Origin of the sequence: Halorubrum sp. DM2, assembly GCF_901686465.1 — an archaeon.
In the GTDB taxonomy this organism is placed as follows: domain Archaea; phylum Halobacteriota; class Halobacteria; order Halobacteriales; family Haloferacaceae; genus Halorubrum.
Window position 1 is genome coordinate 2,822,879 of record NZ_LR594487.1, and the last position, 17,696, is coordinate 2,840,574.

The following is a 17,696-nucleotide window of genomic DNA, read 5'->3' on the forward strand; positions in this document are numbered from 1 at the left end:
CCGGTGTCTTCACCCCGCTTACGGTCCGTCCTTCCTCGCTCGCTCACGCTCTCGTCTCGGGCGCGGAGCGGGTTAGTCGTTCCCCGATCTCGGCCGAGCCGCCGCACCCGCGGAGTTTTTCACCGCGCGTCGCCCGGGGACGGACATGCGCATCGAGAACAGCTTCATCCCCGTCGACGGGGTCGGCGAGACGACCGAACGACGCCTCTGGGAGCGGGGGGTCACGACGTGGGACGAGTTCGATCCCGCGGTCGACGTCGCGGGGGTCGGCGCGACCACCGCGGACCGGATCGAGTCGTTCATCGCGGAGGCGCTCGCGCGGCTCGACGACGACGACGCCGCCTACTTCGACCGGGAGTTCCCTTCCGGCGAGCGCTGGCGGCTCTACGAGAACTTCCGCGAGGAGACCTGCTTTTTCGACATCGAGACGACCGGCCTCGACGAGCGGCGCGACCGGGTGACGACGGTGAGCTTCCACCAGGGCGGCGAGACCACGACGCTCGTCGCGGGCGAGGACCTCACCGCGCGGCGGCTCCGCGAGCAGTTCGCGGACGCCAGCCTGCTCGCGACGTTCAACGGCGCGCGCTTCGACGTTCCCTTCTTGGAGACCTCCTTCGATATCGACGTCGACACGCCGCACCTCGATTTGATGTACCCCGCCAAGCGCGTCGGTCTCTCCGGCGGCCTGAAACCGATCGAGAAGGAGCTCGGCATCGACCGCGACCGGCCGGACATCTCCGGCCGCGACGCGGTCCGCCTCTGGCGCGAGTACGAGCGCGGGAACGAAGAGTCGCTGGAGACGCTCGTCTCGTACAACCGCGAGGACGCGGTGAACCTTCGAGCGCTCGCCGACGCGGTCTGTGCCGCGCTCGACGAAGAAGTGTTCGCCGCCGTCCCGGACGGAGACGGCGACTGAAGGGATCCGATAGCTCTCGGACGGTGGGTACGGACCGCGGCGGTCGGCTACAGAATAAAACGGGTCGATTCGTCTCCCGAAAAACGGCTTCGACGGCGCGCTACCGGCGGATACCTGAGACGAATACGATCGCGCCCGACTGTCCGACCCGATCAGGCGTCGTCGGTGTCGGACTCATCCCCGTCCGCTCCCGGATTGGGTTTTACGGTCGCGGTCTCGCCGGTCGACGCGTCCGCCGCCTCGTCCGTCGGTGCGCCCGCCACTTCGCCGGTCGCCGCCTCCTCGTCGAGGTCGTCCGTTTCGCCCGCGGAATCGGATTCGGAGGCGTCGTCGGATTCGGAGTCGTCGTCGCCCTCGTTCCGCGCGCCCTCGTCCGCGTCACCCGCTTCTTCGCTCTCGTCGTCGCGGTCGGGCTCGACGCCGTCCTCGGTATCGTCATTTTCGGTGTCCTCGACGTCAGCGTCCTCGGTGTCGTCGTCTTCGACCCCGTCTGCCTCGTCGTCCGCTTCCCCGGTCTCTTGGACCAGTTTCATCTCACCGCGCGCCCGGAGCGTCCCCTGTATCTCCGCGCCGTCGTACACCACGAGGTCGCCGGCCGACACGTCGCCGAGCACGCGCGCGCCCGCCTCGACGGTCACGGTCCCGCCGCGGGTCGTCACGTCGCCGTGGATGACCGTGTCGGAGCCGACGGTGACGTCGTCGCGGGCGCGCAGCGACCCGAACACTTCGTTGCGCTCGCCGACTTGGATCGACTCGGCCCGGAGGTTGCCGTGGAGCCGGCAGTCGTCGCCGACGGTCGCCGGCGTCGACACCCGCCAGGCGTCGTCGGATATCTCCGCGCTCCGCGGCACGAGGAGCGGGTCGCGGACGTCGTCGCCGTCGGCGAGCGCCGCCGCCAGCTCGTCGGCGGCGTCGGTCTCGCCGACGCGCAGCAGCTGCGAGAGGACGATGAAGTAGAAGACGATCGTCGGCACGGGGTTGCGGATGACGATCCAGCCGTTCGCCTCGAACCCCTCTTCGATCGTCACGTCGTCGCCGATGTCGAGGTCGCCGGAGACCATCAGCCGGCCCGTGACGGTGACGCGCTCGCCGAGGTACGCGTCCTCGCCGACCAGCACGTTCCCGTCGACGGAACACCAGGTGTCGAGCCGGCAGTCCCCCTCGGCCTCGATGTCGTCGCCGACGCTCACGCGCTCGCCGATCGCGACGTTGCGACCGCGAACGCCGAGCTCGACCGTTGACTGCCCACCCACGAGCACGTCGCCGTCGACGACGAGGTCGTGTTCCTCGACGGTCGTCCCCGACGGGATCGCGAGCTCCTCGACCGGACCGTCTCCTCGCAGCGACACACCGGGAGCAGTCGCCCCGGGGGTATAAACGGTGCGGGGGCGTCCGACGGTCGTCGGACGCGTGCGACTTCCTCTCGAACGCTCCGGATGCCGCTGCGCTTTTCAGTGCGCCGCTGGAAAAGCGACCATGGGATTTGGATCGTACGACGAGAGCGAACAGAAGGATCAGGACGTCGACACGGACGAAGACGACGCGGTGAACGTCCACGAGAACGACCACGACGGCGATGTCTCCATCGAGGGCGACGCCGACACCGACGACCTCGTCGGCCGCCTCTCGGAGATGCGCGACGACGACGACGAGTAGCTGACGACGATCGGTCGACCGCGACCGGTCGACGACGAGTAACCGACGGCGATCGGGAGCCGACGAACTTTTTGCCGCCTCGATGCCACAGCGATGGCGACCGGCCCGTGTCGCGCTCCTTTTACAGACACGCCGCCTACCTCGACGCATGAGTACGGATCTGACGTTCACCGACCGCGGCGTCGACGTCGTCTACGAGGGCACCGAGTTCGAACTGGAAAAGACGCTGATAGAGGAGGCCACCGGGAAGTCCTACCGCAACGTCACCAACCACGAGGTCCTGACTATCGTCGCCGAGGACCCGGAACTGGACGGCGAACCGGTCCGGATCGGCGACGTGCTGTAGGCTTACTGTCCGAAGCCGACCCCTCACTCCGCCGCGACGAGCTTGTAGCCGCCGCCGTCGGTCTCGCCGTCCTCCGGGTCTGGGGCGCGCTCGGCGTAGTAGATATCGCCGTCGACGACGCGGGGAGCGCTCGTTATCCACCCGTCGTGTTCGACGCGCCACACCTCGTCGCCCGAGTCGGCGTCGAGCGCGTAGAGGGTCCCGTCCTTCGACCCCGTCAGCACGCGGTCGCCCGCGATCGTCGCACAGCCGGTCAGCGGGCGGCCGGTCCGGAAGCGCCACTCCACGTCCCCGGTCGACGCGTCGAGCGCGTACAGGTGGTCGTCGTGGCTCCCCATGTACACCACGTCGCGTGCGGGGTCGATCGCGGGTCCCGTCATTGACAGGTCGCCCGTCTCGAAGCGCCAGTCCGCCTCTCCGGTCACCAGATCTACACGGTAAACGTAGGAGTCCCACGATCCGAAGAACGCGGCCCCGTCGTACGTCGCGATCGGCCCTTTGATCTCGCCGTCGTTCGTGTCGGGCGGGTCCGTCGCGAACCGCCACTGGAACTCCAGATCCGGGAAGCTCCAGCAGTAGCAGTAGCCGTCGTTCGACCCGCACACCATCCGCCCGGCGTCGAGCGACACCGCGGGCGAGGAGTGCGGGTGATCGGTGGGGCGGTGGTCCGGCTCCGCCCAGGTCACGTCGCCCGTCTCCGCGTCGACCGCGAACATCCGTCCCTCGGGCGTCGGGAACTCGACCGAGACGTACAGTTCACCGTCGTAGTACAGCGGGCTGGACCCGATCGAGCCGCCGAGCTCCGTCGACCACTCCAGATCGCCCGAGTCGAGTGCGAACGCGTAGAGGACGCCATCGTACGCGCCGATATACGCCCGCCCGTCCGCGACCGCCGGCGTCCCGTGGATCCCCCTCCCCTCCATGTCGGTCTCGCCGCGCCAGCGCACGTCGCCGTCGGCCGTTATCGCGAGGAGTTCGCCGGTGTCGCCCGGGAGGACGACGCCCCCGTCGGAGAGTGGGACCGCGCTGGCCTTCGCCGCGCTGTGTTCGCCGGTGTTGACCTCGGGGATCCGCCAGGCCGTTTCGACGGAGTCGGGAACCGTCTCGTCCGGGTAATACCCCCATCGCTCCAGCGACCCGCGGAACTGCGCGACGCCCGCGGGGATCGTCTGCTCTGTGGCACTTCCGGGGTCGGGATCCGAATCGGTGCCGTCGTCGGCCGTCCCGTTCAGCGAGGAACACCCGGCCGCGGCGGCCGTCGTCGCCGCACCGACCGCGGCGAGCCACTCGCGTCGGGAGGGGGTGTCGGTCATCGAGATGTCCGTCGCGCCGGGGTCGCTTTAGTGTGGTGACTGCGTCGTTCCCGAACACCGTCGCGCCTCCGACCGGACGACTTTTTCCGCCGGTGGCCGAAGCGAAGGCATGGAGATCGGATTCGAGCTCGGAGCGAACGTCCCGTCCGGCGTGTTCGCGCTCCACGCCGCCGTCGCGGTCGTGTTTCTGTACCTCGCGGCCGTAAACGCGACGAACGGTGAGACGGTGGGGCTGGCGCTGTACCTCGCTATGGCGGGCATGATCGCCCTCGTCGGTCTCGTAGCCGGTCGGATCGTATCGCGCCGCTGACCGGCTGCCGAGTACGTCCTAACGCGGTCGCTTGTCGGAGCGTTCGCGGGACGGAAAGTGGGGTCGGAGAGATCGTACACCACACGGACTCGCTTCAGTCGTCGCTGAGTTTAACCCCAACTCAGTACGATGCCACCGCTCGCGAGTTTGCTTGCGGCGGCAGGAAGTGGGGCCGGAGGGATTGTGAACCACGAGGACTTCGCTCCGCTCGTCCTCTGGGTTCAAATCCCTCCTCAGTACGACGCCGCCGCTCGCGACGTTGCTCGTGGTGGCAGAAAGTGGGGCCGGAGGGATTTGAACCCCCGATCGACTGATATCTCCGGTGCGCCTCGGAACTCCAGAGGGTCGTCAACACGACCGATGATCAGTCGGCCGCTCGGTATATCAGTCTGGAGTGTCGTCCCGGGCGCGAGCCTCTGGAGTCAGTCGCCATGCCTGGCTTGGCCACAGCCCCGCGTGATCTCGCATCAAATTGTTGCCGAAACGCAGATAAAGGGGTTTCGATCGACGGCGATCGAGGGACGGCGACACCCCCGCGCCCACCCGCGATCGACCGACCCGCTGCTCGCGAGAGGGACGCACGCGGCGGTCAGTTCCGGTCGTCGTCGCTCCAATCGCAGTCCTGGCACTTGTAGCCGGTGACGAACTCGGTCACGCTCGGCATGTACCCGACGGAGATGACGTCCCCGCCGCAGTCCGGGCAGTCGCGGTCGGCGTCGGCGATCGACTCGGCCTCCAGCACCGACTCGCCCTCGACCAGCTCCGCGAGCTTTTCTGGCGTCACCATCCGTCCCTGAACGACGCGGTTCGACATACCGGCCGTTCGGCGTCGAGTACCTAAACCCCGGCGACACGCCCGGCGCACGGGCGACGAACGAGACGATTCCGAGAGCGAGGCGAACCCGCCAGCGCCGACGCGCGACTCACAGCCACGGGGCCCGGGAGTCGTCGTCCGTGAACGGGTCCGTCCCGTCGTCGTCGGTCTCTCGTCCCTCGCCGCCGTTCGCGAGGACGGCGACGTCGTCGTCGACGACGGGTGACGACCCCTCCGGCGGGGCGTCGAGGGGCGGGTCGGACGGGGGGCTCTCCGCGAGGTCGTCTTCGGTGTCGGTCGAGTCCCCGTCTGACGATCCGTCGTCGTCGTCGTCGGGTGCGTCATCGCCGTCGGACACGTTGCCGTCGTCCGGCGCGTCGTCGTCGGTACCCTCCAGCGCGCCCGCGTTCGGGTCGTACGCGAACAGCGTCGTCACCGCGAGCACCGCGAGCGCGACCGGCGCGTCGGTCTGCATGAGATCGAACGGCCCCAGCAGGATCGGCAGCGCGAGTACGCCCAGCGCGACCGCCGAGCCGAACCGGAACCGGTCGATGTCGACGCGGCCGCGGAGGTGCGGCGAGAGCAGCGCGATCGAGAGCGCGAAGGCTACCCCCACTGCGGCGGCCGCGGTCCCGTTGACCACGTACTCGGTCGACGTCTCCAACGTGAATCCCGACGGATCGAAGCTCGCGACGAGACCGAGCCCGATGATCACGCCCGGACTCGGCAGGTACTCACCGATCTCGGAGCTGGCGGTCTTGGCGGCGATCGTCAAGATCACTAGCCCGGCGAACCGCTCGAAGATGGGTAGATTCAGGAGCCCCTGAAGGGTCGGCGCAAGGGCGGCCTCGACGGCGGCGACCGGGATGATGACCGCGCCGATCAGCAGCACCGAGCCGACCATCTCTCGCCGAGAGCCGTCCATCTCCGCGAGGATCACCGCGGCGGTCGCCGAACCGCCGAAGATCAGGATTCCCGTCTCGACGACGCCCGTGGCCGATCCGAGGACCCCGGCGACGACGAGCGCGGGGAAGATGCCGTCGACGAGCGGCAGGACCATGACGGTCGCGAGCAGCTTCGTCGCGCTCCCGACCTGCTGTTCTAATCGCAGGGCGACGGGGTGGCGTGAAGTGCTCATTCAGGGACGATAGCCCTGACCAACGGGGGGGCGGTAGGATGCGTGCGACTCGCGATGGTATGGGGACCAGCACGCGGAGCCCACGCCGCGGGAGGTCCGACGAGCCCATGTAAAGCGTTTGCGCGGATTGCCGGCTGTAAAGCGGACGCCGAGGTCGGCGTTCGGCTGGCCGGCGATGCGCGCATTCACGGGACTGTCGGAGTCCATACCGGATATACGTGTTTCGGTCGCGTTAAAGGTTGTGTGAGACGTGTCCGCACGACACGACGGATCTACGGTGAAAACCCGTCTTCGACGATGATACGTCGATGCCTCTCGATGTTCCCCGATTATTCCTCGGCTTTCGAAACCGCTGCGGGCGATTCACTCATGACCGCCCTCGGGCAGCGATACGGGTAGAGGACTCTGGCGACGATCGCGTTCTCCGAGACATACAGAATCATGTATACAAAACGGATCTGAATGTGAACAACCTCCACGTCCGTGCCGTCTCGCAACGCTTTTCATCGGCCGTTCGTGACGGATTATATGGCGACAGATTCTGGCCGATTCTCGGCGAAACTCGAGGTTCCGGAAGCGCTGACGTTCGACGACGTGCTACTCCGACCGAAGGAGAGCCGCGTCGAACCCGACGACGCCGACCTGAGTACCCGCGTCTCGAAGAACGTCGAACTGACCGTGCCGGTGCTGTCGGCGGCGATGGACACCGTCACAGAGAGCGACCTCGCGATCGCGATGGCCCGCGAGGGCGGTCTCGGCGTCCTCCACCGCAACATGACCGTCGAGGAGACGGCCGCCGAGGTCGAACGCATCAAGCGCGCGCACGAACTCGTCATCCGCCGCGAGAACGTCGTCACCGTCTCGCCCGACGACACCGTCCGCGAGGCCGACGCGGTGATGGAGCGGCAGGGCGTCTCCGGTGCCCCCGTCGTCGCCGACGACGACACCGTCCTCGGGATCATCTCCGGGACGGACATCCGGCCGTACCTGGAGGTCGGCGAGGACGACGCGGTCCGCGAGGCGATGACCGACGAGGTCATCACCGCGGCGGAGGATGTGGGCGCGCGCGAGGCGCTCGAACTAATGTACGACCACAAGATCGAGCGCGTCCCCATCGTCGACGAGGCCGAGCGCCTGGTCGGACTGGTGACGATGCAGGGCATCCTCCAGCGCCGCGAACACGAGGAGGCCGCCCGCGACGAGGACGGACGGCTTCTGGCCGGCGTCGCAGTCGGCCCCTTCGAGGAGGAGCGCGCCGTCGCGGCCGACGAGGCCGGCGTCGACGTGATCTTCATCGACTGTGCACACGCGCACAACCTCAACGTCTTGGACTCCGCGGAGGCGATCAAAGCGACCGTTGACGCCGACGTCGTCGTCGGCAACGTCGGGACGCGCGAGGCGGCCGAGGCCGCGGTCGACTTCGCCGACGGGCTGAAGGTCGGCATCGGGCCGGGATCGATCTGTACCACTCGCGTCGTCAGCGGCGCGGGGATGCCCCAGATGACCGCCGTCGCGGAGGTCGCGGACGTCGCCGTCGAGCACGACGTTCCCGTGATCGCCGACGGCGGCATCCGCTACTCCGGTGACGCCATCAAGGCGCTCGCCGCGGGCGCGGACGCGGTGATGCTCGGCTCGTACTTCGCCGGCACCGACGAGGCCCCCGGCCGCGTCATCACGATGAACGGCAAGAAGTACAAGCAGTACCGCGGCATGGGCTCGGTCGGCGCGATGAAGTCCGGCGGCGGCGACCGCTACCTCAAAGAGGAGGACGAAGACGAGGAGTTCGTGCCCGAGGGCGTCGAGGCCGCGACCCCGTACAAGGGGAGCCTCGCCTCCGAGCTCCACCAGCTCACGGGCGGGATGCGCTCGGGGATGGGCTACGTCGGCGCGGAGACCGTTCCCGACCTCCACGAGCGCGCGGAGTTCGTCCGGGTTTCGACCGCGGGGCAGAGCGAGAGCCACCCGCACGACGTGATGATCACGGACGAGGCCCCCAACTACAGTCCGGGCGAGTAACGCCGGGCAACCCCCGGCCGGCCGAGACCGGATCCGAGTCCGGCCGAGCGACCGAAGTGCCGGCGCACCGAAGAGGTATTTTAATATAGCCAGCGGAGAGACGAAACGTGTGAGCGAACACCCCCTCGCTCCCGTCATCCATGAGTGAGCAACCGCCGCTGGTCCTCGTGGTCGAGGACGAACCCGACTTGGCCGACCTGTATGCCGCCTGGCTTGGCGACGAGTACCGCGTTCGAACCGCGTACGGCGGCCACGAGGCCCTCGATCAGCTCGACGAGGCCGACGACGAGGTCGACGCCATCCTCCTCGATCGACGGATGCCCGGGCTCTCCGGCGACGAGGTCCTCACGGCCGTCCGCGACCGCGGTATCAACTGCCGGGTCGCGATGGTCACCGCCGTCGAGCCGGACTTCGACATTCTGGAGATGGGCTTCGACGACTACCTCGTCAAGCCCGTCACCAGCGACACGCTCCGAGACACCGTCGAGGGGCTGCTGCGGCGTGGCGAGTACGACACGGAGGTCCAAGAGCTGTTCTCGCTGACGTCGAAGAAGGCGATGCTCGAGTCCGAAAAGAGCGCGAGCGACCTCGCCGACAACGCGGAGTACCAGGAACTCACCGACCGGATCGAGGAACTCCGCGAGCAGGCCGACGAGTCGCGCGACGCGGTCGCGACCGACGACGAGGACTACGAGAAGCTCTTCCAGGATTTCGACACCGACTCGTAACGGGCGACCGGTTCGAGGGGGGACGCTGCCGACTCTTTATGACCGATCCGGCCGAATCCGTGTCCGTATGCGCGTTCGGGATCTGCCGCTCTCGTCGACCGTCGTCGACCACTTCGCCGAGCGGGGCGTCCGCGAACTGTACCCGCCGCAGCGCGCGGCGGTCGAGGCGGGCGTCTGCGAGGGCGCGAACGTCGTCGCGGCGGTGCCGACCGCGTCCGGGAAGACGTTCGTCGCGCAGCTCGCGCTCCTGACCGCCGACGGTCCCGGGCTGTACGTCTGCCCGCTCCGCGCGCTCGCCCGCGAGAAGTACGAGACGTTCGCGGCGCTGCCCGGCGTCGACGTGGGCATCTCGACCGGCGACTTCGACGCGACCGGCGAGGAGCTGGCGGGCAACGACGTCGTCGTCGCCACCAGCGAGAAGGTCGACTCCGCGATCCGCAACGGGGCCTCGTGGGTCGACGATCTGGCCTGCGTCGTCGTCGACGAGGTCCACCTGCTCGGCGCGAAGCGGCGCGGGCCGACCCTCGAAGTGACGCTGGCGACGCTCAGGCGGCGGAACCCCGACCTCCAGACCGTGGCGCTGTCGGCGACCGTCGACAACCCGGACGCCATCGCGGACTGGCTCGACGCCGCCCTCGTCGAGTCCGACTGGCGTCCCGTCGAGCTACGGACCGGCGTCGCCGTCGGCGGCGACGTCGCCTTCGACGACGGAACGAGCCTGTCCGTCGACGTTGCGTCCCCCAACGAGACGGATCCTGACGGCGACGCCTACGCCGGCGACGAGACCGACGCCGAAGACGAGAGCGACCCCGACGCTGATGACGACGACGAACCCGATCCCACCGAGGTCACTGCCGCTCTGGTCGCCGACGCGGTCGCGGACGGCGGGCAGTGTCTCGCGTTCGTCCGCTCCCGCCGCGAGGCGGTCGACCTCGCGGAGCGGCTCGCGGACGAGGGGCTCGCGGAGCGGCTCGGCATCGAGGACGCGGCCACCGTGGCGGCGGAGGAGGCCACCGACGTGGACGGGACGCTCACCGGCCGGCAGCTCGCGGCGTGTCTGCGCGCCGGCGTCGCGTTCCACCATGCGGGCCTCCGGTCGGGCCACCGATCGGTCGTCGAGTCGGCGTTCCGCGACCGCGACGTCGCCTGTATCTGCGCGACGCCCACGCTCGCGGCCGGCGTCAACGTCCCCGCGCGGCGCGTCGTCGTCCGCGACCAGCGACGGTACGGCGAGGGCGGCATGGAGTGGATTCCGACGCTCGAAGTCCACCAGATGTGCGGCCGGGCGGGGCGTCCGGGGCTCGACCCGCACGGCGAGGCCGTCCTCGTCGCCGACGCCGACACGCGCGAGGAAGTTCACGAGCGGTACGTCGAGGGCGAACCCGAGGCGGTCGAGTCGCAGTTGGCCGACCCAGGGGCGCTCCGAACCCACGTCCTCGCGGCGATCGCCACCGGGTTCGCGGGGACCGAGACCGAGATACTCGACGTCTTCGAGGGGACGTTCTACGCGCGGGAGACGGGTGCCGGCGGCCTCGCCGACGCGGTCGCCGTCGCAGTCGACGACCTCGTTGCCGCCGGGATGGTCGTCAGGGAGACCGGCGGCGTCGAGGACTACTGCCTCGTCGCGACGGCGGTCGGCGAGACCACCTCGAAGCAGTACGTTCGGCCCGAGACGGGCGAGCGGATCGTCGCCGGGCTCCGCGCGGCGGCCGATCTGGCAGACACGACGACGCTCACCGCCTTCGAGGTGATCTGCGACACGCCGGACATGCAGGACACCTACCTCGGAAACGCCGAGCGCGCCGACGTCTATCGGTTCGCGCGGCGCAACGCCGCCCATCTGACGACGGACATGACGGAGCCGGACGACTTCGAGGGGTGGCTGGAGTCGGTGAAGACGGCGCGAATCTTAGACGAGTGGATCGGCGGCGCGACCGTCGAGGATCTGGTCGAGCGCTACCGGATCGGTCCCGGGGACCTCGACTCGCGGGTCGAGCGCGCGGAGTGGCTGCTGAGCGCCGCCGAGGCGCTCGGGGAGACGATCGGCGTGCGCGTTCCCGCGGTGTCACGGGCGCGGTCGCGGCTGTGAGAAAGCGGTTGGGGTGTCCGAACCGTGCGCTCAGTCAGCCGACCCGACCGCCCGATGGAACGGGGTCCGGGCGATCGTCTGCCGCAGCTCCGCCAGCGAGTCGCGGCCGACGTCGCTCGCGGCCGACATCACCGCGAACACTTCCTGTCTGGACACCTTCACGCCGGTCTCGGTGAGCGCGTCTTCGGGGCGCGAGTTGATCTCTCGGAGGGTGCCGACCGCGAGCAGGTACGGGACGGTCCACGCCTCCATCGTGTTCCCGTTCGAGAGCGGCATCGTCTCTAAGTACGCCTGCGCGTCGTCGAGGAACGAGCGGGCGTAGTCGGCGGTCCGGTCGACGACGCGCGCGGACGACTCGCGGTTCTCCGGGTGGACGACCCGCTCCTGTTCGACGCCCTCCGCTTCGAGCCACTCGGCGGGGAGGTAGACGTTGTTCTCTTCCGTGTAGTCGTCGTAGACGTCCTTCGAGACGTTCACGAGCTGTAAGAGGAGGCCGAACTCCTCGGCGGTCTCGCGCAGCCGGTCGGCGCGCTCCTCGGCGACGTCGCCGCGCGTGAGCAGGTTCGTGATGAGGTTGCCGACCGTCCCGGCCGCGTAGTAGCAGTACTGCTCTAACTCGTCGCGGTCGTCGATGCGGAGCCCGCCCTCGGTGGCGTGGCGGTCGACGAACATCGCCATCCCGTCGACCATCTCCAGCACCGGCGGAACGATGGCCTCCTGGGCCTCCGGATCGAGCTCCGCGAACGTGGCGGCGATCGTCGGTGCCTCCGCGACGACGGTCCAGTCGTCGTCCAATTCCGCGGGCAGCCACTCGTCGACCGCCTCGCGGAACGCCGCGATGTCGGTCTCGTCGTCCGGGTCGATCGCTCGTCGGTACGTCCGCAGCACGTCGCTCTGGGCTTCCGGCGGGATGTGACCGGCGTCCTCGACGGTGTCGGCGACCCGACAGAGGAGGTAACCGACACAGATCTGCGAGGCCATCGGCTCCTCTAGCACGTCGACGGTCAGCGCGAAGGTCCGCGAGACCCCTTGGACCGCCTCGTGACACCACGCGAGGTCGGCCTCGCCGGGGCCGTGTTCTCGTCCGCTCATTCAGTTGCCAGTCCTTACGGCACAACGCATAAAAAGCCTCGTGGAACGGCGGCCGGCCGCCCCCTGCTGCGCGGGGCCTCGAAACCGAACGACGCCGCGCCGCTCGAACCCACGAACCTCCGCCCCGTGTACAATCGTGTGGAAACGGCTAAGTCGGCCCAGTCGAAGGGGAGACCATGAAGTTCACGCTCACCGAAGAGCAGCGTCAGATCCGCGACACCGTCGCGGAGTTCGTCGACGAGGAGGTCGTGCCGCGGGCGGCCAAAATCGACGAGACGGACGAGTTCCCGGCCGACCTGATAGACGAGATGGCCGACCTCGGGCTCATGGGAATGCCGTTCCCGGTCGAGTACGAGGGCGCGGGGCTCGACTACCACAGCTACGCGATCGGACTCGAAGAGATATCTCGCGGCTCCGGCGGACTCGGGACGGTCGTCGCGGCCCACACGTCGCTCGCGGGCAACATGCTCTACGAGTTCGGCGACGAGGCGCAAAAGGAGGAGTACCTCACCGCCCTGAACACCGCCGAGGACATCGGCGCGTTCGCGCTCTCGGAGGCCGAGGCCGGCTCGGACGTGCCAGCCATGTCGACGGCCGCGGAGCGCGACGGCGACGGCTACCTCGTCAACGGCGGGAAGCTCTGGATCTCCAACGGCTCCGTCGCGGACACCGTCACGCTGTTCGCGAAGACCGACCCCGACGCGGGCCGGAAGGGCATCTCGTCGTTCGTCGTGCGTCCCGAGGAGGACGACGGGTTCGTCGTCGAGGGCACGGAGGACAAGCTCGGCGACAAGGGGTGTCCGACCGCCGAGCTTCGGTTCGACGACATGTGGATCCCCGAGGATCGGCTACTCGGCGAGGAGGGCGAGGGGTTCGTCCACGCGCTGAAGACGCTCAACGGCGGCCGGATCACGATCGCGGCCCGGTCGGTCGGGATCGCGCGCGCCGCGCTCGACGAGGCGGCGTCCTACGCGCAACAGCGCGAGCAGTTCGACCGGCCGATCTCCGACTTTCAGGCGATCCAGCACAAGCTCGCGGACATGGACACGAAGGCCCGCGCCGCGGAGCTGCTGATGCACGAGGCGGCCGACCTGAAGATGCGCGACGGCGACTACATCAAGGAGGCCGCGCAGGCGAAGCTGTACGCTTCGGAGATCGCCCGCGAGGTCGCCAACGAGGGGATCCAGATCCACGGCGGCTACGGCTACACCAAGGACTTCCCCGCCGAGCGGTTCTACCGCGACGCGAAGCTATCGGAGATCTACGAGGGGACGAGCGAAGTGTTACGGAACACGATCGCCCAACAGCTGCTCGACGAGTAGTGCCGGTGCGGACGGATCACTCTGGCCGCTCGTCGGCGTCGGTCTCTTCTATCTCGTCCGTGCCACCTTTTCGGTCGGCGTTTTCGGACTCTCTGTTACCGTCTTCGGACTCTCTGTCATCGTTCTCTGTACCACGATCGGGACCGAACGGGACGTCCGCGTCGGAGGCGCGCTGGTCGACGGCGTAGTCGCCCGTGTCGACCCGCTCCGCCGGCTCCGAGTAGTCGCGGTCGCCCGGCGAGAAGTCCGGGCGGACGACGCCGTCGTCCGGAACATCCGGCGTCTCGTCGGTGGGCTCGTCGGCGGCGGCCCTGTGGTCCGCAGCGGTGTCGTCGGATTCCGAACCGTTGTCGGTCGGTGCGCCGGACATGGTCCCGCCCGATGTCGGCTCCGTTGCGGGTCCCGTCTCAGTAGTGGACTCCGCCCCCGCGGCGGGCCCCGTTTCTTCCGCCGCGTCCGCTTCTCCGTCGACATCGTCGCCCTCGTCGACCCACTCGAAGCGGTCTTTCCCGCCCGCGCGCCGCTCCGCGACGGCGGTCGCGAGGCGGTCGGTGAGCGTCTCCTTCAGCGCCTCGGCCTCGCCGATCTCGAAGTCGACCGCGGCGGCGTCGCTTCCCGTCAGCGACCCGGTCCCCGCCGTATCGGCGACGATCGTCGCCACGCCCCACCGGCGCTGGAACACGGTGCGGCTGTCGATCACGTTCTGGATCCGGTAGTACGGGACGACTGCGACGGTCCGGCCCCAGAACCCGTTCCGGGTGAGCAGGTGGTCCTCGCCGAGCCAGTAGCCGCGGTGCTTCCACTTGAGGTGCGCCGCGGGCGGTGCGATGAGGAGGAGCGCGGCGACCCCGTACCACGGGAGCGACGCCGCGAAGTACCAGTTTACGCCGTACGCGACCGCCGTCAGCACCCCGACGACCATCGCGTAGCGGAAGACGTACCGCCACCGGATCCGCTTCGGCGGCCGGTTGAATTCGGGCGTCCCGAACGGCTCGATCTCGTGTGCGAGCCGGTAGACGCGGTCGGTCGTCGCGATCGGCACGGCGGATTGGTTGCCCGACTCCGTCCCCTGTCCGGGCGCGTACCCCGCGGTCTCGATCGAGAGGCTCGCGTACCCCAGCGCCCGCTTCGCGGGGTTGTCCGCGATACGCAGCGTCTGGACCTTCTCGGTCGGGATCGACCCGCTGTACCGCCGGAACAACCCGCGCTCGTAGCGCAGTTCGTCGCCGGCGCGGGAGAGGCGGAACCCGTAGTAGTTCGAGAAGGCGAGGCCTGCGCCGATGAACCACGACGCGAGGAACAGGACCGCCACGCCGACGAACGCAGTCGCGGTGAGCGCGGCGGCGGATGTCTCCGGCAGGAAGCTCGAAAGCACCGGGAACGACCCGGAACTGAGGAACGCCAACAGCCCGATCAGGCGTCCGTCGAACGACAGCGCCCCGACCAAGGCGAGTTCGCCGGGCGAGATGGCGAACAGCTCCTCCTCGCTCGGCGCGAACGCGTCGTCGCGCCCGCCCTCGACCGCGCCGGTGTCGGCGTCGCTCCGCTCGCCGCCCTCGCCCGTCCGGCTCGCGTCGGACTTCCGGCGCTGGACCTCGCGCTGGAGACGAGTCGCCTCCTCGGGCGTGACGAACCGGATCGATCCCTCGGTGCTGGAGCCGCCGGCGGTCTCCAAGTCGACCGCGGCGACGCCGATCGCGCGCTGGATCACGGACCGGCTCACGTCGACGTTCTGGATCCGGCGGTACGGGATCTCGCGCTCGCGCCGGGAGATGACGCCGGAGGAAATGTCGAGCGTGTCCTCGGTGAGGACGTACTCGAACCGCCGGTAGTACGCGACCTCGTAGGCGAGCATCGCGACGAGGATGGCGGCACCGCCGGCGACCGCCAACGGAAGGCCGAACCCCCCGCTGTTGACGATGACGAACAGGGCAACCGCTGTCCCGGCCGCCTTCTGGAGCGCGCGGTACGGGACCGACTGCGGCGCTAACTTCACACCGCGTCCTCCCCGTCGGCGCGGATGGCCAGCCGTTTCAGCTCCTCGCGGAGGTCGCTCGCGCCCTCCGGCGTGAGTCCCGGGATCCGCACGTCAGCGCCCCGCGATCCGGCGGTGTACACCACGCAGGAGGCGAGCCCGGCGGTCCGCTCGATCGGGCCGCGCCGGGAATCGACGTGCTGGATCCGCACCAGCGGCACCGTGGTCCGCACCTGCGTGATCACGCCGCGGTCGAGGTAGATCGCGTCCTCGCGGATCTCGTAGCTCCAGCGGCGGTACCGGAGCAGCGCGTGTGCGACGGTGAGCGTCAGGATTGCGGCCCCGACGGCCACCGGAACCCACTCCGGGAGATACTCGACGTACACGCCGCCGACGAACGGGGCGGTGACGAGCGCCGACAGGAGCACCGCACGGAGGACCCACACGATCTGGACTCGGGGATGGAGCGTCTGTGTCGTCATCGACGCTCCCCCGTCGCGTGTCCGCGTGTCATGAGCGGCGATTGACGGTCCCGACGTATAAGTCCGGCCGGAAACGACCGGCGAAATCCTGCCGGAAAATCATGGTAGACACTCTCTTTCGAAGGCGATACTTGCCGAAACCGATATCACGTGGGATCGAGTCGTGCCGCCCATGACCGACGATCCGTTCGAGAACATGCTCGCGCAGATGGACCGCGCGGAGGAGTACGCGGACGTGGACCACGGGATCTTCGAGCGGCTCAAACATCCGGAGCGCACGCTCAAAGTCACGCTGCCGGTCGAACTGGAGTCCGGCGAGGTCGAGGTGTTCGAGGGGTACCGCTGTCAGTTCGACAGCGCGCGCGGGCCGTTCAAGGGCGGCGTCCGGTTCCACCCGTCGGTGACCCAGCGCGAAGTCGAGGCGCTCGCCGGATGGATGACCTGGAAGACCGCGCTGGTCGATCTCCCGTACGGCGGCGCGAAGGGCGGCGTGATCTGCGAGCCGAAAGAGCTCACCGACCGCGACCTCGAACGACTCACTCGGCGGTACACCGAGGGGATCCGACGGATGATCGGCCCCGAAGTCGACGTGCCCGCGCCGGACATGAACACGAACCCGCAGACGATGGCGTGGATGATGGACACCTACTCGATGTACGAGGGGTACTCCGTCCCGCAGGTCGTCACCGGGAAGCCGTTGGAGATCGGCGGGACGCCCGGCCGCGTGGAGGCGACCGGCCGCGGCGTCTCGCTCGTGACCGAGCGGCTCTTCGAGTACCTCGACCGCGACCTCTCCGACGCGACGATAGCGATTCAGGGGTTCGGGAACGTCGGGTCGAACGCGGCCCGACTCCTCGACGAGGCGGGTGCCAACGTGGTCGCGACTTCGGACGTGTCAGGGGCCGCCTACGACCCCGACGGGCTCGACGTGGCGGCGCTCGGCGCGCACGTCGACGCCGGCGGCCTCGTCGAGGAGTACGTCGCGGGCGATCTCAAGGGCAGCGCCGATCGCTCCCGCTGGGACGACCCGGACGCGATCACCAACGCGGAGCTACTGACTCTCGACGTGGACGTGCTCATCCCGGCCGCCGTCGAGGGCGTGATCACCGCGGACAACGTTGACGACCTCCGGGCGTCGGCGATCGTCGAGGCCGCAAACGGCCCGACGACCGTCGCCGCCGACGAGGCGCTCACCGAGCGCGACGTTCAGGTCGTGCCGGACATCCTCGCGAACGCGGGCGGCGTCATCGTCTCGTACCTGGAGTGGGTCCAGAACGCACAGGAGTTCTCGTGGCCGCTGGAAACGGTCAACGCCGAGTTGGAGCGTCGTATCGGCGACGCGTTCGACAAGACCATCGAGCAGTACGACACCAAGGATCTCCCCGACCTGCGGACCGCCGCGTACACGCTCGCCCTAGAGCGCACGGCGAAGGCCCACGAGTACCGCGGGCTGTTCCCGTAACGCGGCCGTCCGTGAAGTTCTCGGTGTTCCCGATTTG

The 17,696-nt window shown here is 68.9% G+C and carries 16 protein-coding genes and 1 tRNA gene; 9 read left to right on the top strand and 8 right to left on the bottom strand.

Going from position 1 to position 17,696, the window contains the following annotated elements; genetic code table 11:
• The first annotated feature begins 145 nt into the window (after positions 1-145).
• A complete protein-coding gene (locus QOL69_RS14165) occupies positions 146-916 on the top strand; it encodes a ribonuclease H-like domain-containing protein (RefSeq protein ID WP_283403682.1) in 771 nt (256 codons plus the stop codon).
• A gap of 152 nt (positions 917-1,068) precedes the next feature.
• Here QOL69_RS14165 and QOL69_RS14170 read toward each other — a convergent pair whose 3' ends face one another.
• Positions 1,069-2,265: a polymer-forming cytoskeletal protein gene (locus tag QOL69_RS14170; RefSeq protein WP_283403683.1), complete on the bottom strand. Its 1,197-nt coding sequence runs from the start codon at positions 2,263-2,265 to the stop codon at positions 1,069-1,071.
• 127 nt (positions 2,266-2,392) lie between these two features.
• Between QOL69_RS14170 and QOL69_RS14175 the strand changes: the two genes are divergently transcribed.
• Positions 2,393-2,572 carry a DUF5786 family protein gene (locus QOL69_RS14175; protein ID WP_209546132.1) on the top strand — a complete coding sequence of 60 codons (180 nt, stop codon included), beginning with the start codon at positions 2,393-2,395 and terminating at the stop codon, positions 2,570-2,572.
• Between the two features lie 148 nt (positions 2,573-2,720).
• Positions 2,721-2,918, top strand: coding sequence for a DUF5800 family protein (locus QOL69_RS14180; protein ID WP_283403684.1), 198 nt, complete (start codon positions 2,721-2,723; stop codon positions 2,916-2,918).
• A gap of 23 nt (positions 2,919-2,941) precedes the next feature.
• Here the strand turns inward: QOL69_RS14180 and QOL69_RS14185 are convergent, their stop codons facing one another.
• Entirely contained in the window at positions 2,942-4,231 is a 1,290-nt protein-coding gene (locus QOL69_RS14185; protein ID WP_283403685.1) for a BamB-related PQQ repeat family beta-propellar protein, read from the bottom strand.
• A gap of 109 nt (positions 4,232-4,340) precedes the next feature.
• Here QOL69_RS14185 and QOL69_RS14190 point away from each other — a divergent pair, with 109 nt between their 5' ends.
• Positions 4,341-4,541, top strand: a complete 201-nt coding sequence (locus tag QOL69_RS14190) for a hypothetical protein (protein WP_048076735.1) — start codon at positions 4,341-4,343, stop codon at positions 4,539-4,541.
• A 279-nt stretch (positions 4,542-4,820) separates the two neighbouring features.
• Here the strand turns inward: QOL69_RS14190 and QOL69_RS14195 are convergent.
• The 3 genes from QOL69_RS14195 to QOL69_RS14205 all read right to left on the bottom strand — a co-directional run bounded on the left by QOL69_RS14195 (position 4,821) and on the right by QOL69_RS14205 (position 6,493).
• Positions 4,821-4,995, bottom strand: a tRNA-Trp gene (locus QOL69_RS14195).
• 135 nt (positions 4,996-5,130) lie between these two features.
• A complete protein-coding gene (locus QOL69_RS14200) occupies positions 5,131-5,355 on the bottom strand; it encodes a DUF5795 family protein (RefSeq protein ID WP_048076734.1) in 225 nt (74 codons plus the stop codon).
• Between the two features lie 109 nt (positions 5,356-5,464).
• The gene (locus QOL69_RS14205) at positions 5,465-6,493 is read right to left on the bottom strand and encodes a DUF5794 domain-containing protein (protein ID WP_283403686.1); all 1,029 of its coding nucleotides are present in this window, start codon (positions 6,491-6,493) and stop codon (positions 5,465-5,467) included.
• A 528-nt stretch (positions 6,494-7,021) separates the two neighbouring features.
• On the opposite strand from QOL69_RS14205, the gene guaB reads away from it, so the two are divergent.
• From guaB to QOL69_RS14220, 3 genes are all read left to right on the top strand, one after another.
• The gene (guaB, locus tag QOL69_RS14210) at positions 7,022-8,509 is read left to right on the top strand and encodes an IMP dehydrogenase (RefSeq protein WP_048076732.1); all 1,488 of its coding nucleotides are present in this window, start codon (positions 7,022-7,024) and stop codon (positions 8,507-8,509) included.
• Between the two features lie 140 nt (positions 8,510-8,649).
• Positions 8,650-9,237, top strand: a complete 588-nt coding sequence (locus tag QOL69_RS14215; protein WP_283403687.1) for a response regulator transcription factor — start codon at positions 8,650-8,652, stop codon at positions 9,235-9,237.
• 67 nt (positions 9,238-9,304) lie between these two features.
• Complete coding sequence (locus QOL69_RS14220; RefSeq protein WP_283403688.1) at positions 9,305-11,326, top strand: DEAD/DEAH box helicase; 2,022 nt, start codon at positions 9,305-9,307, stop codon at positions 11,324-11,326.
• A 30-nt stretch (positions 11,327-11,356) separates the two neighbouring features.
• Here QOL69_RS14220 and QOL69_RS14225 read toward each other — a convergent pair whose 3' ends face one another.
• Positions 11,357-12,418 (bottom strand): phytoene/squalene synthase family protein, encoded by a 1,062-nt coding sequence (locus tag QOL69_RS14225; RefSeq protein WP_048076730.1) that lies wholly within the window; start codon positions 12,416-12,418, stop codon positions 11,357-11,359.
• Positions 12,419-12,594: 176 nt separating this feature from the next.
• Here QOL69_RS14225 and QOL69_RS14230 point away from each other — a divergent pair, with 176 nt between their 5' ends.
• Positions 12,595-13,740: an acyl-CoA dehydrogenase family protein gene (locus QOL69_RS14230; protein WP_048076729.1), complete on the top strand. Its 1,146-nt coding sequence runs from the start codon at positions 12,595-12,597 to the stop codon at positions 13,738-13,740.
• A gap of 16 nt (positions 13,741-13,756) precedes the next feature.
• On the opposite strand, the gene QOL69_RS14235 is transcribed toward QOL69_RS14230, so the two are convergent.
• On the bottom strand, positions 13,757-15,736 hold the full coding sequence (locus QOL69_RS14235) for a PH domain-containing protein (RefSeq protein ID WP_283403689.1): 1,980 nt from the start codon (positions 15,734-15,736) through the stop codon (positions 13,757-13,759).
• Positions 15,733-16,197, bottom strand: coding sequence for a PH domain-containing protein (locus QOL69_RS14240; RefSeq protein WP_048076726.1), 465 nt, complete (start codon positions 16,195-16,197; stop codon positions 15,733-15,735). The genes QOL69_RS14235 and QOL69_RS14240 overlap by 4 nt, the downstream gene beginning before the upstream one ends.
• A gap of 172 nt (positions 16,198-16,369) precedes the next feature.
• Between QOL69_RS14240 and QOL69_RS14245 the strand changes: the two genes are divergently transcribed.
• Positions 16,370-17,659: a Glu/Leu/Phe/Val family dehydrogenase gene (locus QOL69_RS14245; RefSeq protein ID WP_283403690.1), complete on the top strand. Its 1,290-nt coding sequence runs from the start codon at positions 16,370-16,372 to the stop codon at positions 17,657-17,659.
• Positions 17,660-17,696 lie beyond the last annotated feature (37 nt).